Here is a 23,313-nt window from a genome sequence, read left to right as displayed (position 1 = left end):
CTTTCACGTTGATGGATCACCGAACCGGTGCGTTGGTAGCCGTGGTCGGAGGACGCAATTTCCAGCATGGAGACTTCAACAGGGTACAGGCGAAGCGGCCCCCGGCCTCCACCATTAAACCGCTGGCGGTGTACGGGCCGGCTCTTATGACCGGCGACTATGACCCGTTCTCCCTTTTGTCCGATGAGTTTCAGGGCTTCGGAGATTTTGAACCGAAGAATCATGATGGTCAATATGACGGGGAAGTTTCCCTGTATCAGGCCTTGATGGAATCAAAGAACGTATCGGCCGTCTGGCTGCTCGATAAAATCGGAATATCCTATGCAAAAGGGTACTTGGATAAGCTTGGCCTGCCGACGAAAGATAAAGGTCTTGCTATCGCACTGGGGGGGTTGTCGACCGGCTACTCGCCTATACAAATGACAGAAGCTTACGGCGCCTTTCCGGAAGGAGGAGCGGTACGGGACAGCTACACGATTCGGAAGATCCTCGACCGGAATGATGAAGTCATCCATGAGCATAAGCCTTCTGTAACGAAAGTGTTTGATGCGCAGACGTCCTGGTATATGACGGAAATGCTGCAAGCGACAGTGGAAGAAGGTACAGCTGATGCTGGAAATTATCCGAAGGCGCTTGCGGGCAAGACGGGCACGAATGGTAAGAAGGATGTATGGTTCACAGGCTATACCCCGCAGTACGCAGGCGCTCTTTGGATGGGCTATGATGAGAGCGGAGGCAATCAGGTCCTGAATGGGAGCAGTGTGTATCCGACACGGTTGATGAAAGAAATTCTTAGCCGGATCGATCAGCAGCAACCTCTGCAGGAAACGTTCGATAAACCGGACGGCGTGGAGAGCCTGCCTGATCCAATCGAACTGCCGGTCATTGATGATGCCCGTGCTGATGCCGGGTTTGGCGGAATTGCTTCGTTCCGGCACACGATCACCTGGTCTGTACCTGAGGATGACCGGATCATCTACCGTATTTTTAAAATGGAAAACGGAGAAGATGTTAAGGTTGGAGAAGTGACTGGTAAAGGAGAATACAAGATCAATGGATTCCGTCTGTTCCAGCAGGAATCGTACTATATCGTCCCTTATGACCCATTAACAGGGAAAGAAGGACGCCGGTCCAACGTCGTTACCTTCGGATGACTCGTGTTAAAAAGTACAAAATAGTGACAAATTATCCTTTTTTCTATACACATAAAAGATAAATCGTTATAGTTGAAAGCGGATAAATGATGAACGTGATAAAGGAGTCCTTAGGATGAATAAAATCGAAAACGATACGATATTGAGAGCATTTCGAGGGGAAGAGACGGATCATACTCCGGTCTGGTTTATGCGTCAGGCCGGACGTTCCCAACCGGAATATCGGAAATTGAAAGAGAAATATTCGCTGTTCGAAATTACTCATGAACCGGAGCTTTGTGCTTATGTAACAAGGCTTCCGGTTGAACAGTACGGGGTGGACGCAGCTATCCTTTATAAAGACATCATGTCTCCGCTCCCGGCGATCGGTGTCGATGTCGAGATCAAGAAAGGCATCGGGCCGGTGATTCATAACCCGATCAAAAGTAAAGCGGATATCGAGAAACTAGGGTCCATCGATCCGGAGTCGGATGTACCTTATGTCATGGATACGATCCGGCTGCTTACGAGAGAACAGCTGACCGTACCGTTGATCGGTTTCAGCGGGGCACCTTTCACTCTCGCAAGCTATATGATTGAAGGCGGACCGTCCAAAAACTATAATAAGACGAAAGCGTTGATGTACAGTGAGCCGATGACTTGGTTCAAGCTGATGGAGAAATTGGCGGACATGGTGATTACCTATGTGAAGGCACAGGTCGCCGCTGGTGCGAAAGCGATCCAGATCTTCGATTCCTGGGTCGGTTCCCTTAATGTTGAAGACTACCGCACTTATATCAAGCCTGTCATGGAGCGGATCTTCTCTGAATTGAAAGAAGAAGGTGTCCCGTTGATCACGTTCGGTGTCGGTGCCCGTCATTTGATCAACGAATGGAATGACCTTCCTGTGGACGTCATCGGTCTCGACTGGAGAATGTCGATTACAGAAGCAAGAGAAGCCGGAATCACAAAACCGCTTCAGGGCAACTTGGATCCTTCCCTTTTGCTTTCGGACTGGGAAGTGATCGAGGAGCGTGCCAAACGTATCATTGATGAAGGCAGGAAGCATCCCGCCCATATCTTCAACCTTGGTCACGGTGTGACGCCGGACATCAAGCCTGAAACGCTGAAGCGATTGACGAATCTGATTCATGATTATTCGAAAAAGAGCGGAAGAGGTGTATAAGTATGGCAAAAAAACGCATGGGGCTGTTAGTGATGGCCTATGGAACGCCCTATAAAGAAGAGGACTTGGAAAGGTACTACACTCATATACGCAGAGGACGTAAACCGTCTGAAGAACTGCTTCAGGATTTGCGCGAGCGGTATGACGCCATCGGCGGCATATCTCCTCTTGCTAAAATTACAGAAGACCAAGGAAAAGCTTTGGAAGATAAGTTGAATGGTATCCAGGATGAAGTGGAATTCAAGCTTTACCTTGGATTGAAACATATTGAACCGTTCGTGGAAGATGCGGTGGCGCAAATGGCGCAAGACGGGATTACGGAGGCTGTCTCCATCGTTCTCGCCCCACACTATTCCACGTACAGCGTCAAATCATATAACGGTCGCGCAAAAGAAGAAGCGGACAAACACGGCATTTCCATCCAATCTGTCGAGAGCTGGTACGATGCAGAAGGATTTATCGATTATTGGAGCGGCGTTATTGAAGCGGAGTATGCCAAGATGGATGAAAAAGAACGGGAGAAGGCGTGCTTGATCGTATCTGCTCACAGCCTGCCGATGAAAATTCTTGAAGGCGGCGATCCATACCCGGATCAGCTGAAGAAGACAGCAGAACTCATCTCTGAATCTACAGGAATTAAACAATATGAAATCGGTTGGCAGAGTGAAGGGAACACCCCGGATCCGTGGATCGGTCCGGACGTGCAGGACTTGACGAAAGAGCTGTATGAGAAGAACGGTTACACCAGCTTCGTCTATGCTCCCGTCGGTTTCGTATCGGATCATCTCGAAGTTCTGTACGACAACGACTATGAGTGTAAAGTCGTCTGTGACGAAATTGGAGCGAATTACTATCGTCCGGAAATGCCGAATACCAATCCTCAATTTATTCAGACCTTGGCCGAAGTCGTCTTGGCTGAAGTAGAGTAGGGATACGGATGGGACAGAAGAAGGATGTTGTTGTCATCGGTGGCGGTATCACCGGTTTAACGGCAGCTTATTATCTTCAGAAAGAGGCGAAGTCTTCCGGGAAGGACATGAATGTTCAGCTCATGGAAGCCGGTGATCGCCTCGGAGGTAAAATTCATACGTATCAGAAGGATGGTTTCACGATTGAGCGTGGCCCCGATTCTTTCCTTGAGAGAAAAGAATCCGCAGGGCGCCTAGCAAGGGAGGTAGGCCTTGGAAGTGAGCTTGTTCCAAACGGGACAGGTCAGTCGTACATTCTTGTGAACGGCAGGCTTCATAAGATGCCGAGCGGTTCCTTTATGGGAATACCCACCAGGATTCGGCCGTTTCTTTTTTCCGGACTGTTTACTCCGGCAGGCAAAGTGCGGGCGGCGATGGACTTGATCAAATCGAAGAAAACCGTGGAAGGCGATCAGTCGCTCGGACTTTTCTTCCGCCGCCGTCTCGGCAATCAGGTTGTCGAGAACCTGGTAGAGCCGCTGTTATCGGGAATCTATGCCGGAGATATCGATCGATTGAGCATGCAGGCCACGTTCCCTGATTTCTACGATTTGGAGCAGGAATATGGCAGCTTAATCAAAGGACTTCGTGCCACGCGGAAGATCCCGAAGCCTGTCAAAGGACAGAAGAAGCCGAGTGCTTTCCGTACGCTGAAGCGCGGACTTGGTTCACTCGTTGATGCGGTTGAGGATCATTTAGAACCTGGTTCTGTTCATAAAGGGACAGGTGTCGATCATATTGAAAAGAAAGAGGAAGGGTATCACCTTCTCTTAAGTAACGGCACGGTCAAACAGGCAGATGCGATCGTTCTGGCGGTTCCGCATTTCGTTGTCCGCCGTTTGTTCTCGCAGTATGATTTCTTCGAGCCGTTCAAGGAGAAGAATGCAACGTCTGTCGCCAACATTGCGATGGCTTTTGACGCATCTGCTATTAAGAAGGATATTGATGGGACGGGCTTTGTCGTGTCGAGGAACAGTGATTTCCGAATCACTGCTTGTACGTGGACCCACAAGAAGTGGCCGCATTCCACCCCTGAAGGGAAAGTCCTTCTGCGCTGCTATGTCGGGAAACCGGACGATCAGGAAGTGGTCGATCTGTCAGACGAGCAGATAGAAGCGTTAGTCCTTAAGGATTTGAACAAGACGATGAACATAACGGCAGCCCCTGAATTCTCCGTTGTCACCCGCTGGCACCACGGTATGCCGCAATACAAAGTCGGTCATAAGGATCGACTGAAGCACGTGACGGAAGAAATGGCCGAACACCTGCCGGGGGTGTATCTGGCTGGTGGTTCTTTTTACGGTATCGGTCTGCCGGACTGTATCGATCAAGGAGAAGCGGCTGTCCGGAAAGTCGTGGACTATTTGAATAACTAACTGGAGCTGTCGCACACGTGCGGCAGCTTTTTCTATGCCAACACCTTCATGATGTCGTCGAGGAAAAGCTCCTTGTTGAAATCAAGGGCAATGGTGTGGACCGGTGATCCCGGTACCTTCTCCGGAGCGGCGCGGAAATCAGCATAGGTCAGCCCTTTAGATGGACCGGCAGTTACGACTTCGACCTGTTTATGGACGACCTGGTAGTGCTCCGGATGCATTAAATAGGAGAAAACAATTAGATCGTGCAGAGGTGCACCGCCTGCATCAGGCAGGATTTTTTCGTACTGTTTGCTGTAGTAGCGGATCATCGGAATAAGGATGCTGCTATATGGACCGGACGCCTGCTTCGCAATGGATTCAATCATGTGATCCGGAACAATGGCCCGGTTGCTGACGTTTAACGGGAGGAGCGTCGTATTGCGGCTGTTGGATATGACCGTCGCGGCTGCGTGTGGGTCGCCGTATATATTTGCTTCTGCAAGCGGCGTTCGGTTTCCGGGAACGAGGAAAGCTCCGCCCATAAGAAGCGTCTGTTTCACTTTCGTTACATTGCTCTCCGCTTGTATGAACGCGAGGGCGAGGGAAGTCAGCCGTGCAAGGCTGATGATGGTCAATTCGGATCGATATTGATCGATGATTTGATAGATTTTCTGGAATGGGTGGATGCGCTGGATGCATTTGTCAGGGACGACAAACCCAAGGCCGTGTACTCCGTGGATGTCATAAAAATACTCGGGAGGATTTCCTGACAGCGGTCTTTTTGCTCCAACAATCACTGGAATTTGCTGCTGGTCGGTCAGGTCAAGCAGGAACGTGATGTTCTTTAAAGCATCTTCCTGGCTGACGTTCCCATAATCTGCAACGATACCTGTAACGGTGATGTCCGGATGGTTAAGTGCATAAAGCAGGGCGAATCCATCATCCACTCCGGGATCTGCGAAAATAAGGACCTTCTCCACGCTTACACTCCCTTTTTTTCCTTTTAATAATCGTACGTTAAGCGCGCAGCACCTATGATCCATTACATAAAAAGGAAAAATATTATGATTCGTATAGTGAAAGGGCTTGCAAGATGGCGGAAGGATTAGTATCATGATAATTGGAAACGTTTTCAAGATAACATCAAGGGGGAGTAGGAATGGCTACAATTGAAGATGTAGCAAAACTTGCGGGATTGTCCCGGACAACAGTATCCCGGGTTATCAATGATCAGCCTTACGTGACGGAGGAGAAACGCCAGCGTATCCTTCAGGCGATGAAGGAACTGGGATATGTCCCGAACTCTTCTGCTCGAAGGCTCCGCAGTCAAAGGACGGAAACGATCGCTGTGCTCCTGCCTCGTCTCACGAATCCTTTCTTCGGAAACTTGATCGAGGCAATTGAGGAGAAAGCGTCGGAATGGGGTTATCAGGTCATTGTTTGCCAGACACACGATTCCAAGAAAAAAGAAATAGACTATCTGCAGTTGTTGAAAACCAAGCAGGTGGATGGGATGATTATGGCTTCTGTCGTTAATGATTGGAAGGAAGTGGAGCCGTATTTGGAGTCCGGTCCGATTGTTTTTTGTAATGAATATATGGACGAGCCGCTTATTCCTATGGTGCATATGGATCATAGGCAGGCCGCCTACGAAGCCACCTCCCATCTCATTGAACAGGGCTGCCGCCATTTTGCTTATGTCAGTGGAGGTCCGGGGTCGCATCTTGTGAGGGAGCGACGGCATGGGTTCGATCAGGCATTGGAAGAAGCAGGAATGGACCTGACGGAAGTGGTTGCTGTTGATTGGGCGATGGATGTGGGGGACGGGCAGAAGGTCTTCCATTTCATCAAGGAAGATCATCCATACATCGACGGGGTCTTCACAGGATCAGATGAAGTGGCCGCGGGGCTTATCTATGAATCGGCATCATCGGATTGGAGCATTCCACAAGACCTGGCAGTCATCGGCTTCGATAATCAAATGATTTCCCTTCTGATGGTACCTTCTGTCACGACGGTGGAACAACCTGTCACGGAGATGGCGGATAAAACGGTTGAAATACTGATTCAGCAGCTTCTCCATCCAGGAGCCGTCATGCCGAGAAGGTATGTTTACCCTCATCAATTACTTATCCGCAATTCCACGAAGCGAAAGAAACTCTCCATCCAGTAGAAACTCTGCCGGGTGGTTTTTTTGTGCAAAAAAAAGAGCAGCCTCGGCTGCTTGAAATCTCCTGTTCTTTCTTATGATATTTGTGGAATAATAAGATTAGCGGGCCGGATGGTCACATTCGTCGCAGAGGTTTCCGTAGCAGTCTGCTTTTTCATCGATAACCTGCCCACAGGTAGAGCAGTGTTTTTTCGGTAGGTTGCGGAAGAATTCTAGAATATTCATCATTTGTAAACGCCTCCAATTACTTTTAATGTAAAATCATTGTATTATAACAATATTCAGAAATCAACCAACTGTTATAAAACAATTGATAAATAGGAAAAAAGATACAGGGAGTGAGTGAATTGAAATTTACAGTAATAGGCTATTGGGGTGCCTTTCCCGGTCCTGGAAGTGCGACGTCCGGCTATTTATTTGAGAAAGACGGCTTCTCCATGCTGGTGGATTGCGGAAGCGGTGTATTGTCCAGGCTCCAGCAGTTTCGGAAACTGGAAGACATAGATGCGGTTGTCCTGTCCCATTATCATCAGGATCATATGGCGGATGTAGGTCCGTTGCAGTATGCGTGGCTTGTTCACAATAACCTGAAACAGACGGAGGAGATCCTGCCGATTTATGGACATCTGGAAGACGAAGAGAAGTTTTCCGCCCTGACCCATCAATACACAGAAGGAATCGCCTATGAGCCGGAGCAGCCGCTGCATGTCGGTCCTTTCCGTATAGACTTTCACCCAACAGCACATCCCGTTCCGTGTTACGGCATGAGGATAACCGATGGAGAGCAGACGGTCGTCTATACAGCGGATACGAGTTATAAAGAAACCTGGGCACGATTTGCTAAGGATGCAGATCTGCTTATTACCGATACGAATTTCTACAAAGGAATGGACGGGAAAGGTCCAGGCCATATGACGAGTACGGAAGCAGCGACGATTGCAAGAGACGCCGGTGTCGATACACTCCTGCTCAGCCATCTCCCGCACTTCGGCTCCTGGACAAAACTGAAGCAGGAGGCGGAGGATGTTTTTTCGGGAACGATCCACCTAGCAGAGGAAGGATGGTCCTGGGATGGGTAAAATCATTGTCTAACTTTGTCGGAACGCTTACAATAAGAGAGGGAATAACGGACTGAAAGGATGAACGGTATGCTTTTTATCGATCATGAAGGAATTAACGATCCAAGAATCAACCTGGCTATTGAAGAGTACGCTTTGAAAAACCTGGATATTAACGAAACGTATCTGCTGTTCTATATCAACGAACCGTCGATTATCATCGGAAAGAACCAGAACACGGTGGAAGAGATCAACACCAATTACGTCGAGGAGAACGGCATCCATGTGGTACGCCGGCTTTCCGGCGGCGGTGCCGTTTATCATGACCTTGGAAACTTGAATTTCAGTTTCATTACGAAGGACGACGGAGACAGTTTCCATGATTTCGCGAAGTTTACAGAACCGGTAACGCAGGCGCTTAAGAAACTCGGTGTCAATGCTGAGTTGTCCGGGCGTAACGATATTGTCGCTGAGGACGGTCGCAAAATTTCAGGAAACGCTCAGTTTTCCACCAGGGGAAGAATGTTTAGTCACGGCACGCTGATGCTGGATTCAGAAATCGAGAATGTCGTCTCTGCCCTGAATGTCAAGACAGAGAAGATAAAATCGAAGGGTATTAAATCCATTCGCAGCCGCGTGGCCAACATCTCTGAATTCATGGACGAAAAGATCTCCATGCAGGAATTCAAAGAATTAATTCTCCGCTATATTTTTGATGTCGAAGACGCAGCCGATGTACCACAGTACAAGCTGACAGAAGACGACTGGGCGAATATCCACAAAATCGCGGAGGAGCGCTATAAGAACTGGGATTGGAATTACGGAAAATCACCGAAATTCAACATTCAGCATACGAAGCGTATCGAAGGTGCCGGCAGTTATGACATTCGTCTGGACGTGACGAAGGGATATATACAGAATGCGAAGATCTTTGGAGACTTCTTCGGCGTTGGTGACATCTCAGAAGTGGAAGATGCGCTGATCGGTACGAAATATGACCGTCAATCGCTTTCTGCGGCTTTAGATGACATGGATGTGTCGTACTACCTTGGGAAGATAACGAAAGAAGATTTTCTGGAAATGATTTATTAAGGAGGACGCCGGTGCGGATAGGACGCACCGGTGTTTTTCTATTATTTTGCAAAAGTTGCTAAATAATTGTCAGTATTTTATAATTATATAGAAAATTAATAAATTGAATGATTATTCATTCATTGAGGAGGAGCATGCATGAACTTAAGCGAACAGCTGTCGCTTACCGCCGGCAGACAGCCCGAGAGCGATGCTTACATATTTCAGGGCAAACGGGTCAGTTACCAGGAGTTTGATTCGTCGGTTACGAAATTTGCTGGTGCGTTGTCGCAGCTTGGATATGGAAGCGGGGATCATATCGCGCTTGTGAGTGGGAATAGTCCTCTGTTTATGATCGGTCTTTACGGTTCCCTTCGTGCAGGAGCGACGGTCATCCCGATCAATCCGACTTATACCGTGGATGAAATGAGCTATATTTTAAAGAATGGCGATGTGAAGGCTGTCATTACGATGGACATCCTCCTTGAGCAGTTTGAGTATATGGATGAGTCCCTGGATATCCTTCATTACTTCGCTGCGGACACAGGGTCCGGGATCGATCATTCCGCTTCTTCGCTTTCGGAAAAAATGAAATCGTTTACAAGTGTAGTCGCAGGAGGAGACCCTTTGTTTGAAGGGCCGCCTTTAAACGAAGAGGATGTGGGCGTCATTCTTTACACATCCGGTACGACCGGAAAACCGAAGGGAGCGATGCTCACCCATCGGAACCTGTATTCCAACGCCATAGACGTGGCGGATTACTTAGCGATCAACGCGGAGGACCGTGTCATAGCGACACTTCCCATGTTCCACGTGTTCTGTTTGACGGTCAGCTTGAATGCCCCTTTGATGAATGGTGGAACGGTGCTCGTCGTTCCTAAGTTCTCTCCTCAGGAAGTCTTTGCCGTCGCAGAGGAGCATAAGGCTACCGTATTCGCCGGAGTTCCGACGATGTACAATTATCTGCTCCAAACCGGTGCAGGACAGGAGCCGACATTCCGCCATATGCGTCTGTGTATCTCCGGGGGGTCTTCTATGCCTGTTTCTCTGCTTCAATCATTTGAAGAGCGGTTTGAGGTGCGTATTTCTGAGGGGTACGGGCTCTCCGAAGCGTCTCCTGTAACCGCATTCAATCCGCTGGACCGTCCAAGGAAGCCCGGTTCGATCGGTATGAATATAAAGAATGTTGTTAATAAAATCGTGGATGAGCTCGGGGAAGAGGTCGACACGGGAGAGGTTGGAGAACTCGTTGTCCAAGGTCCCAACGTCATGAAAGGGTATTATAAGCTTCCGGAAGAGACGGCTGTCACAATCCGCGATGGCTGGCTTTATACGGGAGACATGGCCCGGATGGACGAGGATGGTTATATTTATATCGTCGATCGGAAAAAGGATATGATCATTGTCGGCGGTTACAATGTGTACCCGAGGGAAGTGGAAGAAGTTCTTTACCACCATGAAGATATAACAGAAGCAGCTGTTGTCGGTGCACCCGATCCGGAGCAGGGAGAGACGGTGATCAGTTTTGTCGTTTCAAAGAACCCACTGCTTACGGAGGATCTGCTGAAAAACTACTGCAAGGAAAAACTGGCCAAATACAAACGTCCTTCAAGAATCGAGTTCATGAAAGAGCTGCCGAAGAATACGACAGGTAAAATCCTTCGCAGGAATCTTCGCGAACAACTCACCAATTCCTGACCGGTGTGGACGGCTTTCATCTAAATACAGTTCTACCACTAAAAGGACGTTTTCTAAGAAAGCGTCTTTTTGGTTGGCTGTTTTTATGGAGAGGAGCAGCGGGATCCGGAAAAAGGACACTTTCCACGTGGGTGGCCGATGAGTCTCCATCGCGTCGCGCTTCCAGGGGCTCACCTGTTGCGCTGATCCTGCTGGAGTCTGCCCGCTTCCCCTCCACCTTCTGGAGGAATTGGCCTTCCGTGATTATTTTGTATGACATAAAATGGGAACCAAAAGCTTTCATCCCTCGTAAAAGGTAGAAGAGATAAAAAGGAAGGTGACTGGAATGGCAGAATTACATGATTTGCTGATGGATGCAAAGAAGAAGATGTACGAAAAAGATCAGCTGGAGCGTAAAAGGGAGAAACGAATCGCAGAAGCGGAGGCGCTTCGGCTTAAGGAGGAGACACTCCGGCATAAGCTGCAAGAAGAGGAGGAAGACGTAGAGAAACTCGAGAAGATGAGTCTAATGAACCTCTTCGTTACCGTGAGTGGAAGAAAGCTGGAACGGATGGAGAAAGAAAAGCGTGAGGTTGTCGAAGCGCGTCTTAAGTGGAGGGAGGTAAAACAGGCGGTTAAAGAGATTCAGCGGGAGATTTCCGGGATGGAAGCCGCCATCTCTGCACTTGGAAATCCTGAGAGGGAGTACGATCGCTGTTACCAGGAGAAAAAAGCAGATTTGATTAAAAAAGGCAGTCAAAAAGGAAGAAAAATAATAGAGCTTGGAAACCAGCGTTCTTTCCTTCAAGCAGAACTTGTGGAGATAGAGGAAGCTGTAACGGCAGGAAAGCAGGCGGGTTCGGCGTTGGACGAAGCTGCAGCTTCTCTGTCATCAGCAGAGAACTGGGGCGTACTCGATATGGTTGGCGGCGGTTTTTGGACCACCGCCGTCAAACATTCCGAACTGGATGATGCGGATCGCTACATCCGAACAGCGCAACAATATTTGCGGACATTCGCAAATGAGCTTGACGACCTTCACGACCATTATGAAGTGAAATTGGAAGTTTCCAGCGGATGGGCTGCAGCTGACTACTTCTTTGACAGTCTGGTCGTTGATTGGTTCGTCCAAAATAAAATTCAAGCATCCCAGAAAGAAGTTGAAGATTTACGAAGCAGGACGTATGCAGCTGTTGCAGAACTAGAATCTCTCCATCAGCAATACGAACAGCAGGAAGCGGAATTGAAACGCGAACAGGACCAGGTCATCGGTGCCTGAGGGCGGATAGGTAAGTGGGTATTCGGTTGTAATTTATTTGAAAATTCGCAATGGATTTGCGGAATACCGCAACTTTTTTTCGGTGATATAGGAGAAAGAATATATTACAATAGAATCAGATAAGCGCTGATGCTTATTTATCTCAACTATTTATGATTGGTTGTCATAAATAGGTCAGTAACTTGCTTACTGATGAGTGCAGCGTTGAAAAAGTGCTTTCCTCTCAAAAGAACTTTTTCAAACAATTTATTCCCTCACTCAAAAGTTAACCAGTCGTCTCTTTTTGCCAATGCTCACGTGAGCATTGGTCTTTTTTTTATCCAGATCATTCATCCCCCCGGTTTTGATAGGTGATCATATATTCCTCTTTTGTCAGATAGAAATCCCTTTCCGGACGATACGGTAACAGGCCGAGTCTCTCCAGCTTATAATAACTTATCCGTTTATATGGATCTCCATCGATGATGGGAAGCTCCTGTGTCTGCTTCATATAGAGATCCAGGGCATGCTGGACCATGTCAATGTCATGAGCCAGGTCCTTATCCTGCTCCTCGAACAGTTGATATGTTTCGCGTGACATGTAAAACGTGTCTTTAGGGACAGCGTGCAGGTAGGGGAAGAGCAGCTCATAATCCAGTGTTAAATCATCCTGGATGAGCACGCTGAGCGTCACTTCTTTCGGTTTCGCGTCGGCATAGGAATGGACGGCTTTCCTGATATCATGAATGGATAGGTCTTTTTGTTCCGGCTCTTTTCCGCCGGTCTGTTTCTTTTTGCGGTTCCACATAATAAATCCTCCTTGGATTTGGTTTTGGAGCGGATCGATTTGGAAAAGGCGGCGATGGATGGCGCAGTTAGCGAAATAGAGGGGATGATCATGTTGGAAAATGACAGACAGAAAGAAAAACAAAAGCTTCAGCCGGAGCTTGAATTCTTCACCTTACTTAACCCCGGCTTCGGTCAGGAGGCCCGTTCTTCAGAAGAAGAAGGAAAAGCAAATGGAAAGATCAATAATTGTAGTATAACAGAGTGAAAAAAACATTTTTCGAGAAAGTTTAGACTTTTCGGACTATTTTTGGTAAATTGAAGAAGATAAGCGGTCAGTTCGACCTATGTGGATGGACGACCGCAACTTGAATGGAAAGGATTGAATTGGATGACGTATATTCGAATGGAAGATTATGAAATCAATTCCCACACGATGGCGCTGCTTGCAAAAGAAAACGAGGATGGACAAGTCTACACGGAAGTGCTCGAGCTTGGAGACAGGTTTGATATGACCAAGTGCCCGAGCGATATCGTTGATGATTCCTGTCGATATTTTGCAAGCAGCCTGGAAGGACGTCTGGCCGGGACAAAGCAGGTGACCAATTACACGCATAAACCCCCGATTGTGGTTTCCGAAGCCATGAGCATTTACTTCTTCCCTATTATTTCCCCAAAACGCAAGGATTGCACCTGGATTGCCCACAAATATGTCCTCACCTACGTTTCTGAACCCGACCATACGATTACGGTCCATTTTACAAATGGAGAATCCGTGAATCTGCCTGTATCTTATGGGATGTTTGCCAATCAGATTCAGCGCGCCGCCCATCTGCAGGTTATCCTGCAGGACCGGTTCCGCCAGGCTGACCGGATTGCTGAGACCTTCTCATAAGTTCAAATAGGATATTCTCGACCTTTTTCCTTATAGCCGGGTTGAAGTAGTTTCGTTTCTCTTCATACCCGTGGGCAAGGAACAGGAAGGAAGTGAAGGAATCATTACGTCCGGATTCCACGACCTGCAAATTCCGCTGGTCCATCTGCTTTCTCAATTCCTTCCGCTCTTTCCGTGCTTCCACCTCCATCTTTCCAAGCATCTCCATGTAAGGCTCTTTGATTTTGAATTTCCCCTGCTCCACATGTTTTCTGTCCTGCCGGATCACGGTGATCGCCATAGATAGAAATAAGTAGCGGGATGCGAGATCCAGTTCTTGTTGTTTCAAATACCTCATTCCATTCCCCTCCGAAAAGCGAACGTTTGTTCTTGTTTGTATTATACCACGCTGGACCTGTAATTATGCAAGCGGGTTTTTGGGAGAGGGATAAAATGGAATTACAAGGGCGGGGAATACGTTGAGTTCTGGCGGAGAGCGGTCTTTTTGGTTAAAATAGAAAATAAAGACTGCATCGAAGGCAGGTACATAAGGAGCTGCAACATGAATAGTGTGACGGGAAAGATCGATCAGTGGCGCAACCTTGCTGAGAACGATCAATTATTCGATTATATCATCAGGCAGCTGGAAGGGTTGGAGAAGTTCGGTCCGGTGCCGGGGATCTTATTTCCACTGCTGGAGGCATTTTTGCCTTTTCTTCCGCTGGTTGCATTTGTATTGGCTAATTCGGTGGTGTACGGGTTGTTCAAGGGATTCCTGTACTCTTGGCTTGGTGCTGTTCTTGGATCTATAGGGGTCTTCCTCATTTTCAGACGGCTAGGGGACAAGCGTGTTTTTCAAAAGATCACGAACCAGAAACAGGTCAGGAAGGTCGTTCGATGGGTAGAGGAGCACGGGTTCGGTCCGTTGTTTCTTCTCATGTGTTTTCCATTCTCACCATCCTCGATCATCAATATTGTGTCGGGACTGTCAAACGTCAGTAAGCAGCAATTCATACTCGCTGTTCTGCTGGGGAAATCCGTGATGATCTTTACCATATCCTATATTGGTGCAAGCATTGCCTCGTTTGCGCAGAATCCTATGAAATCGATTGTCGTAGGTGTATGTATCCTTCTCTTCTGGATCCTGGGGAAATACCTCGAGAAGAGAATCCAGAAGAAGATGGACGAAAAAACATACCGCTGAGGTTATTTTCATTCTCGTAAGGGTAGAATGTTTGTAGTATAACTACCTGGAGGATCAGAGGATGAGAAAATACCGCAGAGCTATCCGGATCGTACTTCTCGCACTGGTACTGGCCTTCGTCTTCCGAAACTATTTGTTCGCAAGCTACATCGTAGACGGGGAATCAATGGAACCGACGCTCTATGACGGCAATCTGTTGATGGTGAATAAAGTAGTCTACGACTGGAGTGATGTAGGCAGACAGCAGGTCATTGTATTTCACGCGAATGCCGAAGAAGATTATGTGAAGCGTGTGATTGGTGTTGCCGGAGATGAGGTTGCTGTCAGGGATGATCAACTGTACATTAACGGAAAGAGAATGGATGAAGGGTATCTCGATCCACTGCGTCCACATGACGGAATGCCGTTTACGGAGGACTTCACGCTTGAAGAAGTGACGGGGGAAAAGAAGGTGCCGGATGGTCACATATTTGTGATGGGAGACAATCGGCGCGACAGCTTGGACAGCCGTTACTTCGGTTTTGTTCCAGTAAGGCAGGTGGTCGGAAAGGTCGATGTCCGTTACTGGCCTTTCAATCAGCTGGGAGTGCAATTTTGACAGGCTTCAAGGGACTGCCTTTATCGGCGGTTCCTTTTTTTTGTGTCGTGGATGAGCGCTCCAGGCCTCATACATGCCGGGGAAATGATAAAATGAGACATAACATATAAAAAAACAAAAAGGGGAGAAATCGGATGGGAATACGTTTTTTGCTCGGACGTTCAGGAGCAGGGAAGAGCAGCCGCTGTCTTGCGGAAATCGAAGAGAAATTAAAAAAAGACCCGACCGGACGGGCGATCGTGTACATCGTCCCGGAGCAGATGACGTTCCAGCAGGAATACGGACTGTTAAAACGGGAGGGAGTGGAAGGATCGATACGTGCCCAAGTGTTCAGCTTCTCCCGTCTGGCTTGGCGCGTTCTTCAGGAAACAGGCGGCGGCACGAAGAAATTCATCACCTCGACCGGGGTCCAGATGATGCTGCGGAAAATCGTCGAAGAGCGGACATCGGATTGGCGGGTGTTTCAGAAAGCGGTGGAAAAACAAGGGTTCATTGAACAGCTGGAAACGATGATCACGGAATTCAAACGCTACCGGATCATGCCCGGGGACTTGCAGAATCAAATGGAAGCTCTGGATCAATTTGTCCATCGTACGAGCCAGGAGCAGGGGCTTCGCGACAAACTGGAGGACCTGACATATATTTATGATCGTCTTGTTGATGCACTCCGTGATACGTACATAGACAGTGAAGATCAGTTGGAGCTGCTTGCCTCCAAAGTTCCGGGCGCTTCGTTCTTGGATGAGGCGGATGTGTACATCGACGGGTTCCACAGCTTCACGCCTCAGGAGTACGGAGTAATTGCTGCTCTCTTAGATAAAGTGAAGACCGTCCACGTCACCCTCACGACAGAGCTTCCGGAGGACGAGCAGAATCCTGAGCTCGATCTTTTCCACGAAACGAAGCAGACGTATTTAGATTTGAAAGCTCTCGCAGAAGAAACGGGGGCAAAGGTGGAAGGTGTGGAAATCCTAGATCATAAAGTCGGAAGGATGAAGGAACAGCCGGCCTTTCTTCATTTAGAAGAGTTTTACGATAAGCGTCCGGCACACGCCTCGAGGGAGAAGTGCCGATCAAGCTTGCAGAAGCGGTCCATCCCCGTGCGGAGGTGGAGGGTGTGGCCCAGGAGATCCTTCACCTCGTTCGCGACCAAGGCTACCGCTACAAAGATATCGCCATCCTCATGCGGGAGCCGGAGGTATATCACAGCGTTATTGAAACGCTGTTTGATGACTATGAAATCCCGGTCTTCATCGACGAGAAACGAACGATGCTCAATCACCCGATGATGGAATTCATTCGCTCGGGCCTCGATGTCGTAGAAGGGAATTTCCGCTATGATGCGGTCTTCCGGCTTCTTAAAACAGGTTTCATCCCGGCGACGGACCGGAAATATCCGCTTTCGGAAGATGCCATTGATGAGCTGGAGAACTATGTGCTGGAATACGGGATCCGTTCCAGGACGCAGTGGTTTTCCGATAACCCATGGGTGTACCAGCGGTTCCGTGGTTTTGAGCAAACGTCTCAGACGGATGAAGAAAAGGAGAAGCAGGCGCGCATCAACGCCTACCGTGAACAAGTCCGTTCCGGTCTTCAGGAATTCGATGAGAGTCTGCGGGCAGCGGAGACAATCGAAGAGCGCGCCCGGGCGATTTATTTATGGCTGGAAAGGACCGGAGTGCCGGCACGTCTTGAGAAATGGCGTGATTTCTATGATGAATCCGGGGAGCTGGAGAGAGGCCGCGAGCAGGGGCAGGTGTGGGATGCTTTTTTGCAATTGCTCGATGAAATGGTGGAAATGGCAGGAGAGGAGAAAATGTCTCTTCAGGTCTTCCGCAGTACAATGGAAAGCGGACTGGAGTCGCTGAACTTCGCTCATGTCCCGCCGAGTATGGATCATGTCATCGTAGGTAGTGTGGACCGGTCAAGGATGACAGGTATCAAAGCCGCTTTCCTGCTTGGTGTGACCGATGGTATGTGGCCGATGAAGCCGCCGAGCGATGGGATGATATCTGAAGAGGAACGCTCCTTGCTGGCTGGATTCGGACTGAAGCTCGCAGACGGCAGCAATCGCCAGCTCCTTGATGATCGTTTTTATGTGTATTTGGCATTGACGATGGCACGAGACAAGCTGTGGATCAGCTATCCGTTAAGCAATGAAGAAGGGAAGTCGAAAGTTCCCGCCACGCTCATACAACGTATGGAAGAACTGTTTCCATCCTGCCGGGAGCATGTCCTTCTTCAGGACCCGGATGATTTGTATGATGCAACACGCTTCATCACAAATCCGGCCAAGACCCGGTCTGCGCTCACCTCGCAGTTCTCCCGCTATTTAAAGGGATATGTCATGCAGCCTGTCTGGTGGGATGTGCTCCATTGGTATATGGAAAACGAACCGGCACATGGTCTGACAAACAGAGTGCTGCAGAGCTTGTTCTATAAAAATAAACCGGTCGATTTGGCCAAGGAGACGACGAAGCAGTTATTCGAGAAGACGGTGAAGACGAGCGTGTCCCGTCTGGAAACCTATCACCGTTGTTCCTACCAATACTTCGCCCAGCATAGTCTTCAGTTGGACGAACGGCGCACCTATAAACTGGATGCGCCGGATATCGGTCAATTGTTTCATGAGGCGCTGAAACAGATCACAGAGTGGGTGCAGTCGGAGGGGCGCGACTTTGCCCAATTGAACCGCATGGAAACAGACCAGTATGCTGCCCAGGCGACCCAACAGCTTGCTCCGATTCTGCAAAATCAGATTCTGCGCAGCTCGAACCGCTATCAGTATATTCAGAAGAAGCTGGAGCAGGTCATCGCCCGCGCGGCATTTGTGCTCAGCGAGCAGGCGAGAAAAAGCAACTTCTCTCCGGTCGGTTTAGAACTCGGGTTTGGTACCGGTGGAGATGCCAAGCTTCCGCCGCTTAACTTCCAGCTTCCGAACGGTTTCGACTTGATGCTGAGAGGACGGATCGACAGGGTCGATAAAGCCCTCTCGGAAGAAGACCTTTATTTACGCATTATCGACTATAAATCAAGCAGCAAAGGACTGAACCTCGTCGATGTTTTCTATGGGTTGTCTCTGCAGATGCTGGCTTATCTGGACGTTGTATTGACGAATGCGGAGAACTGGCTCGGCATGCAGGCGACGCCTGCCGGAGTGCTTTATTTCCACGTTCATAATCCGATGATCACAGGCAAACAGCTGCTGCAGGATGAGAAAATCGAAGAAGAGATTTTCAAGAAGTTTAAGATGCAGGGTCTTCTGCTTGAAAATGAACGGGTCGTCCAGATGATGGATACGGGACTTGAGAAAGGCTACAGCCAGATCGTACCTGCTGCGTTGAAGGCGAACGGCGGATTCTATAAGAGTTCGCAGACGGCGGACGCCGAACGATTCGAGCAGTTGAAGAACTATATTCGGGAATTAATGGTGGAAGCAGGAACGAAGATTACCGACGGCAGAGTCGACCTTGATCCTTTCCAGAAAAATCAACAGGTCGCCTGTGAGTTCTGTTCCTACCGCTCCGTGTGTCAGTTCGATCCGTCGATGGAAGAACACCAGTACCGTAAACTTCAGGATATGAAGGATGATGATGTACTGGAGAGATTAAGGAAGAAAGGGGGGGGGTGAGTGATGGTCAGCTGGACAAAAGAACAGGAACGTGCCATCTACACACACGGTTCGGATATCCTCGTCTCTGCGGCTGCAGGTTCAGGAAAGACGGCGGTACTCGTTGAGAGGATTATCCAGAAGCTCCTGCATGCAGAGCGTCCTGTCGATATTGACTCGCTCTTAGTCGTTACATTCACGAATGCGGCAGCGCAGGAAATGCGTAACAGGGTCGGGCAGGCGCTTGCGAAGGCGTTGGAGGCGAACCCCGGGTCCAATCATTTGAAAAAGCAACTTGCGCTGTTACAGAATGCATCGATTTCGACGCTTCACTCCTTTTGTATGGACGTCGTCCGCCGCTATGCTTATATGCTGGATCTTGATCCCGGATTCCGAATTGCGGATACAGTAGAAGCGGATATGATTCAGCAGGAGGTGCTTGAGGAGCTGTTTGAAGAGTGGTATGGGAAAGAAGGAGAAGAACAGGACAAGTTCTTCGATATCGTCGAGCGTTTCTCCAGTGATCGAAGCGACTTGGACATGGAGACACTGATTCTGGATCTTTATACATTCGCGACCCAGAACCCCTGGCCGGAGGAATGGCTTGATGACATGGTCCGCATGTACGATGTAAAGAATGTAGAATCCGAAGCGGATCTGCCTTGGCTTGAACTGTTGAAACAGGAAGTCGTCAGTCAGCTGAAAGCGATGGAGGAAGAAGCCCTTCTTCTGGTGGAGTTGACGAGGGAGCCGGATGGGCCGTCCGCCTATGGAGAAACGGCAGATACAGATTTGGAGTTGATCCAGCACGCCAAAGGGGCGCTTGCCCATTCGTGGGAGGAGATGCAGCGCTTCATGAGCGACCAAAAGTTCGTGGCGCTCTCCCGTAAAAAAATGGACTGCGACCCTGCCAAGAAGGAAAAGGCGAAAAAGGTGCGGGACCGCTATAAGAAACGATGGAATGACCTGCGGGATGAGTGGTTTTCCCGGACGCTCGACAGCTATTTGAAAGATATGCAGGCTCTCTATCCTGTCATGGAACAGCTTGCTGTGATCGTAAAAGACTTTAAAGCAGGATACGAACAGAGGAAGAAGGAACAGGCGCTCGTGGACTTTTCGGATTTGGAGCATTACTGTCTCAACATTCTGCTTCATGAAGAGGCATCACCGGATCGTCTCGTCGCTTCCAGTGTAGCCGAAAGCTTCCAGCGCCAGTATACGGAAGTGCTGATTGATGAATATCAGGATACGAACCTCGTTCAGGAAACGCTGCTTCGCCTTCTTACGGAGGGGGACGAAGCGGGGCACTTGTTCATGGTCGGAGATGTCAAACAGAGCATTTACCGATTCCGGCATGCCGAACCGGCCTTATTCCTCAACAAATACAAAAAGTATGGAACGGAAGAGTCAGAAGGAGAGCGAATTGATCTTGCACGTAACTTCCGAAGCAGGAAGGAGGTGCTGGATGCGACGAACTACATCTTCCGGCAGGTATTGGATGAGGAAGTCGGGGAAATGGAGTATGAGAAGGATGCCGAACTCATTTACAGTAACGCCATTTATGACGAACTGACAGCCGACGATGCCGATGCTGAGCTTTTCCTGATTGACCGCGAATCCCAGGAAGGAGATGGCGTGGAGGATGAGGGGTACAAAGATTTGGAGAAGGCTCAGCTGGAAGCCCGTGCCTATGGAAAGATGATTCGGAAATGGCTCGGTTATGACGGAGATGAACCGCTTCAAGTCGTTGATAAGGAATCAGGAACGAAGCGGCCGATCCAATACAGGGATATTGTCATTCTAATGCGTTCGATGACGTGGGCACCGACCATTGTTGACGAATTGAAGCAGCAGGGAATCCCGATTTATGCAGAATTATCAACAGGCTATTTTGAGGCCATTGAAATAAAAGTGATGCTCAGCCTTTTGAAAGTTATCGATAACCCGATGCAGGATATTCCGCTCGCTTCCGTCCTGAAGTCGCCGCTTGTCGGACTGAATGAAGACGACCTTGCCCGGATCAGGCTTGCGAAGAAGCGCAGTACGTACTATGAAGCTTTGAAAGCCTATGTGGAAAAAGATGAGCTCGGTCGGAAAATTGATGCGTTTATGACCCAGCTGAAGCGTTTCCGGGAACAAGCGCGTCAAGGAGCCTTGTCCGAATTAATTTGGGCAGTTTTCCGGGAAACCGGATACTATGATTTTGTCGGAGGAATCCCGGGAGGTCGTCAGCGTCAGGCGAACCTCCGTGCTCTTTATGACCGGGCAAGAAGTTATGAGACGACGTCCTTCCGTGGATTGTTCCGATTTCTGCGGTTTATTGAGCGGATGGAAGAGCGGGGCGACGATCTGGGTGCAGCCAAGGCACTCGGGGAGCAGGAGGATGTCGTCCGCATCATGACGATTCACAAAAGTAAAGGGCTGGAATTTCCTGTCGTCATTCTTGGAGCAATGGATAAGCAGTTCAACATGATGGACCTTAAGAACCGCTATCTGCTTCACAAGGATTACGGATTTGGATCCCGCTATATCGATCCGGCTAAGCGGATCATGTATCCGACGCTTGCTTATCATGCGTTGAAGGAGGCGAAGCGCAGGGAGCTCCTCGCAGAGGAAATGCGTGTCCTGTACGTTGCGCTGACAAGGGCAAAAGAGAAGCTTGTCATGGTCGGTAACGTCGCCTCTTTTGAGAAAAAACAGACGAAATGGCAGGAATTTACGGAGGTGAAAGGCTGGACGCTTCCTCCGCATGAACGTTTGGCTGCGAAATCCTATTTGGACTGGGTAGGGCCGGCCCTTATCCGGCACGATGCTGCAGATGAGCTGCGCGGGGAAGTCGGCGTATCGACAGCGGATGAGATCCGCTATGATAATTCCCAGTGGCGTGTACAAATTGCACACGGAAGTGAATTCTCCGAGCTTGATGAGGTGAAGGAGCAGAGGGATGAAGTACTCAAGAAAGCGGTGGAGGAGTGGCAGCCGGTTGCCATGGAAGAGAGTGGCGACAACCTTACTGAACGGCTGAATTTCGTCTATCCTCATGAAAAAGCCGCTTATACAAGGGCGAAGCAGACGGTAACGGAAATCAAACGGCAGCGGGAAACGTTGGACGAATATTCGAGCGACCAGCTGCTCGTCCCCTATCGTCCACCGATTGTAAAACGCCCGCGCTTCATGCAGGAAGAACAAACGCTGACGGCTGCAGAACGCGGAACAGCGATGCACGCGGTGATGCAGCACCTCCCGCTGACAAAGGTATGGACACCGCTTCAGGTGGAGGAATATACAGAAAAATTGGTCGACAAAGAAATTCTTCGCAGGGAAGAGGCGGAAGCGGTCGACTTCGCCGCGATTGCTGATTTCTTTCAAACGGATGTCGGTGCGTTTCTTCTCCAGGCGGAAAGCGTAGAACGGGAGGTGCCGTTCAGTTTGACTTTACCTGCAGGAGAGGTTTACAAAGAATGGGACGCAGGTGCAGAGGAACAGGTATTTATCCAGGGGGTCATCGATGCGATTGTCCCTTACAAAGATGGTTGGATGATCCTCGACTATAAATCAGACAAGCTACCGGACGATCCGCTCGCTGCCGAAAAACAGATGGCCGATCGTTACCGGACGCAGCTGGGATTATATCGTACCGCTTTGGAGAAAATATGGAAGCAGAAAGTACACAAAGCTTGTCTTTACTTCTTTGACAAGTCGCTTGTCGTGGAGGTCGATGCTGATGGAGGAGACCTGTGATTTGTGCGGCCGCTCTCCGGTGAAGACAACGGAACACCATCTGGTCCCGAAACAATATGGAGGCACAGATGGTCCGACGGTCATGCTGTGCAGTGCCTGTCACCGTCAAATTCATGCCCATTTCACTAATGAGGAACTGGCAGGCTTCTATCATTCGTTGGAGAGGCTGAAGGATCATCCGGATATGCAGAAATATATCCGCTGGGTGCAGAAGCAGGATCCGGAGAAAAGAATCACCACAAGAAAATCCAACCGACGGAGGCGGAAGTAGACGACATTACCTCTATGCGGAAAAGGAAAAGCCAGGGCGTTTCGCCCTGGCTTTTCCTGGTAGAAGGGCGAGCGCTTCTCGCTCTCGTGTGGGTCGCTTCTACGCGTTGGCTGTAATATTCTGGTCGTTAACGTCCGGGTCAAATGGGTTCGTAGAGCTCAGACCGTTGTTCGTAATGATCCAGTTTCCGGTATTCAGTGCTCCGGAACCGGAATTCGTTTTGGAACTGCTTTTCGGAGACAGATAAAACGAATCTCCAAAGTTGACTACGCCTCCGCCGACGCTGTTGATGCTGATGGGACCGACGATAGCCGGCATCGCAATCGCCTCCTTCGTGGTGCGATTCCTGC

20 protein-coding genes and 1 pseudogene are annotated in these 23,313 nt (G+C 49.2%); 16 read left to right on the top strand and 5 right to left on the bottom strand.

The features are described from left to right. The 4 genes from D479_RS15700 to hemY all read left to right on the top strand — a co-directional run. Positions 1-1,154: penicillin-binding transpeptidase domain-containing protein (locus D479_RS15700; protein WP_008638876.1), on the top strand; the 1,154-nt coding region annotated here is incomplete at its 5' end. 115 nt (positions 1,155-1,269) lie between these two features. Then, positions 1,270-2,319: a uroporphyrinogen decarboxylase gene (gene hemE / locus D479_RS15695; RefSeq protein WP_008638874.1), complete on the top strand. Its 1,050-nt coding sequence runs from the start codon at positions 1,270-1,272 to the stop codon at positions 2,317-2,319. Positions 2,320-2,321: 2 nt separating this feature from the next. After that, a complete protein-coding gene (hemH, locus tag D479_RS15690; RefSeq protein ID WP_008638872.1) occupies positions 2,322-3,248 on the top strand; it encodes a ferrochelatase in 927 nt (308 codons plus the stop codon). Between the two features lie 8 nt (positions 3,249-3,256). Beyond that, the gene (gene hemY, locus D479_RS15685) at positions 3,257-4,663 is read left to right on the top strand and encodes a protoporphyrinogen oxidase (protein ID WP_008638870.1); all 1,407 of its coding nucleotides are present in this window, start codon (positions 3,257-3,259) and stop codon (positions 4,661-4,663) included. 32 nt (positions 4,664-4,695) lie between these two features. Here the strand turns inward: hemY and D479_RS15680 are convergent, their stop codons facing one another. Next, positions 4,696-5,625, bottom strand: a complete 930-nt coding sequence (locus D479_RS15680) for a nucleoside hydrolase (RefSeq protein WP_008638868.1) — start codon at positions 5,623-5,625, stop codon at positions 4,696-4,698. 179 nt (positions 5,626-5,804) lie between these two features. Here D479_RS15680 and D479_RS15675 point away from each other — a divergent pair, with 179 nt between their 5' ends. Next, positions 5,805-6,818, top strand: a complete 1,014-nt coding sequence (locus D479_RS15675; RefSeq protein ID WP_008638866.1) for a LacI family DNA-binding transcriptional regulator — start codon at positions 5,805-5,807, stop codon at positions 6,816-6,818. A 96-nt stretch (positions 6,819-6,914) separates the two neighbouring features. On the opposite strand, the gene yhfH is transcribed toward D479_RS15675, so the two are convergent. Beyond that, a complete protein-coding gene (yhfH, locus tag D479_RS20310) occupies positions 6,915-7,043 on the bottom strand; it encodes a protein YhfH (protein ID WP_081594845.1) in 129 nt (42 codons plus the stop codon). 119 nt (positions 7,044-7,162) lie between these two features. On the opposite strand from yhfH, the gene D479_RS15670 reads away from it, so the two are divergent. The 4 genes from D479_RS15670 to D479_RS19990 all read left to right on the top strand — a co-directional run bounded on the left by D479_RS15670 (position 7,163) and on the right by D479_RS19990 (position 11,900). Next, entirely contained in the window at positions 7,163-7,894 is a 732-nt protein-coding gene (locus D479_RS15670) for an MBL fold metallo-hydrolase (protein WP_008638861.1), read from the top strand. Positions 7,895-7,963: 69 nt separating this feature from the next. Beyond that, positions 7,964-8,965, top strand: coding sequence for a lipoate--protein ligase (locus tag D479_RS15665; RefSeq protein ID WP_008638860.1), 1,002 nt, complete (start codon positions 7,964-7,966; stop codon positions 8,963-8,965). 138 nt (positions 8,966-9,103) lie between these two features. Beyond that, entirely contained in the window at positions 9,104-10,642 is a 1,539-nt protein-coding gene (locus tag D479_RS15660) for a fatty acid--CoA ligase family protein (RefSeq protein ID WP_008638852.1), read from the top strand. 325 nt (positions 10,643-10,967) lie between these two features. Then, positions 10,968-11,900, top strand: coding sequence for a hypothetical protein (locus D479_RS19990; protein ID WP_008638845.1), 933 nt, complete (start codon positions 10,968-10,970; stop codon positions 11,898-11,900). A gap of 325 nt (positions 11,901-12,225) precedes the next feature. Here D479_RS19990 and D479_RS15650 read toward each other — a convergent pair whose 3' ends face one another. Further along, positions 12,226-12,687, bottom strand: a complete 462-nt coding sequence (locus D479_RS15650; protein WP_008638843.1) for a DUF3939 domain-containing protein — start codon at positions 12,685-12,687, stop codon at positions 12,226-12,228. 39 nt (positions 12,688-12,726) lie between these two features. Between D479_RS15650 and D479_RS15645 the strand changes: the two genes are divergently transcribed. Next, complete coding sequence (locus D479_RS15645; protein WP_008638842.1) at positions 12,727-12,933, top strand: hypothetical protein; 207 nt, start codon at positions 12,727-12,729, stop codon at positions 12,931-12,933. A gap of 123 nt (positions 12,934-13,056) precedes the next feature. Further along, on the top strand, positions 13,057-13,560 hold the full coding sequence (locus D479_RS20305) for a competence protein ComK (RefSeq protein ID WP_152413409.1): 504 nt from the start codon (positions 13,057-13,059) through the stop codon (positions 13,558-13,560). Here D479_RS20305 and D479_RS15635 read toward each other — a convergent pair. Continuing rightward, positions 13,505-13,897, bottom strand: coding sequence for a hypothetical protein (locus tag D479_RS15635; RefSeq protein ID WP_008638839.1), 393 nt, complete (start codon positions 13,895-13,897; stop codon positions 13,505-13,507). The genes D479_RS20305 and D479_RS15635 overlap by 56 nt on opposite strands. A gap of 204 nt (positions 13,898-14,101) precedes the next feature. Between D479_RS15635 and D479_RS15630 the strand changes: the two genes are divergently transcribed. From D479_RS15630 to D479_RS15610, 5 genes and pseudogenes are all read left to right on the top strand, one after another. Beyond that, positions 14,102-14,743: a TVP38/TMEM64 family protein gene (locus tag D479_RS15630; protein ID WP_008638837.1), complete on the top strand. Its 642-nt coding sequence runs from the start codon at positions 14,102-14,104 to the stop codon at positions 14,741-14,743. A 61-nt stretch (positions 14,744-14,804) separates the two neighbouring features. After that, complete coding sequence (gene lepB, locus D479_RS15625; RefSeq protein ID WP_008638835.1) at positions 14,805-15,341, top strand: signal peptidase I; 537 nt, start codon at positions 14,805-14,807, stop codon at positions 15,339-15,341. A 134-nt stretch (positions 15,342-15,475) separates the two neighbouring features. Further along, positions 15,476-18,972 (top strand): annotated as a pseudogene (gene addB / locus D479_RS15620) (helicase-exonuclease AddAB subunit AddB). A gap of 3 nt (positions 18,973-18,975) precedes the next feature. Next, a complete protein-coding gene (gene addA, locus D479_RS15615; protein WP_008638832.1) occupies positions 18,976-22,692 on the top strand; it encodes a helicase-exonuclease AddAB subunit AddA in 3,717 nt (1,238 codons plus the stop codon). Continuing rightward, positions 22,676-22,963 carry an HNH endonuclease gene (locus tag D479_RS15610; protein WP_008638821.1) on the top strand — a complete coding sequence of 96 codons (288 nt, stop codon included), beginning with the start codon at positions 22,676-22,678 and terminating at the stop codon, positions 22,961-22,963. Before addA ends, D479_RS15610 begins: the two co-directional genes overlap by 17 nt. Positions 22,964-23,062: 99 nt before the next feature. Here the strand turns inward: D479_RS15610 and D479_RS15605 are convergent, their stop codons facing one another. Beyond that, positions 23,063-23,281: a spore germination protein gene (locus tag D479_RS15605; RefSeq protein WP_008638817.1), complete on the bottom strand. Its 219-nt coding sequence runs from the start codon at positions 23,279-23,281 to the stop codon at positions 23,063-23,065. Between the last annotated feature and the right edge of the window lie 32 nt (positions 23,282-23,313).

The organism is Halobacillus sp. BAB-2008 (genome assembly GCF_000328325.1).
In the GTDB taxonomy this organism is placed as follows: domain Bacteria; phylum Bacillota; class Bacilli; order Bacillales; family Halobacillaceae; genus Halobacillus.
This window is presented reverse-complemented; position numbering and strand designations above follow the sequence as displayed.

What these genes read in the sequence shown, in the direction of transcription:
- hemE (WP_008638874.1), top strand. Translation starts at nt 1,270, where the DNA reads ATGAATAAAATCGAAAACGATACGATATTGAGAGCATTTCGAGGGGAA.
- hemH (WP_008638872.1), top strand. Translation starts at nt 2,322, where the DNA reads ATGGCAAAAAAACGCATGGGGCTGTTAGTGATGGCCTATGGAACGCCC.
- hemY (WP_008638870.1), top strand. Translation starts at nt 3,257, where the DNA reads ATGGGACAGAAGAAGGATGTTGTTGTCATCGGTGGCGGTATCACCGGT.
- D479_RS15675 (WP_008638866.1), top strand. Translation starts at nt 5,805, where the DNA reads ATGGCTACAATTGAAGATGTAGCAAAACTTGCGGGATTGTCCCGGACA.
- yhfH (WP_081594845.1), bottom strand. Translation starts at nt 7,043, where the DNA reads ATGATGAATATTCTAGAATTCTTCCGCAACCTACCGAAAAAACACTGC.
- D479_RS15665 (WP_008638860.1), top strand. Translation starts at nt 7,964, where the DNA reads ATGCTTTTTATCGATCATGAAGGAATTAACGATCCAAGAATCAACCTG.
- D479_RS15660 (WP_008638852.1), top strand. Translation starts at nt 9,104, where the DNA reads ATGAACTTAAGCGAACAGCTGTCGCTTACCGCCGGCAGACAGCCCGAG.
- D479_RS19990 (WP_008638845.1), top strand. Translation starts at nt 10,968, where the DNA reads ATGGCAGAATTACATGATTTGCTGATGGATGCAAAGAAGAAGATGTAC.
- D479_RS15650 (WP_008638843.1), bottom strand. Translation starts at nt 12,687, where the DNA reads ATGTGGAACCGCAAAAAGAAACAGACCGGCGGAAAAGAGCCGGAACAA.
- D479_RS20305 (WP_152413409.1), top strand. Translation starts at nt 13,057, where the DNA reads ATGACGTATATTCGAATGGAAGATTATGAAATCAATTCCCACACGATG.
- D479_RS15635 (WP_008638839.1), bottom strand. Translation starts at nt 13,897, where the DNA reads ATGAGGTATTTGAAACAACAAGAACTGGATCTCGCATCCCGCTACTTA.
- D479_RS15630 (WP_008638837.1), top strand. Translation starts at nt 14,102, where the DNA reads ATGAATAGTGTGACGGGAAAGATCGATCAGTGGCGCAACCTTGCTGAG.
- lepB (WP_008638835.1), top strand. Translation starts at nt 14,805, where the DNA reads ATGAGAAAATACCGCAGAGCTATCCGGATCGTACTTCTCGCACTGGTA.
- addA (WP_008638832.1), top strand. Translation starts at nt 18,976, where the DNA reads ATGGTCAGCTGGACAAAAGAACAGGAACGTGCCATCTACACACACGGT.
- D479_RS15610 (WP_008638821.1), top strand. Translation starts at nt 22,676, where the DNA reads ATGGAGGAGACCTGTGATTTGTGCGGCCGCTCTCCGGTGAAGACAACG.
- D479_RS15605 (WP_008638817.1), bottom strand. Translation starts at nt 23,281, where the DNA reads ATGCCGGCTATCGTCGGTCCCATCAGCATCAACAGCGTCGGCGGAGGC.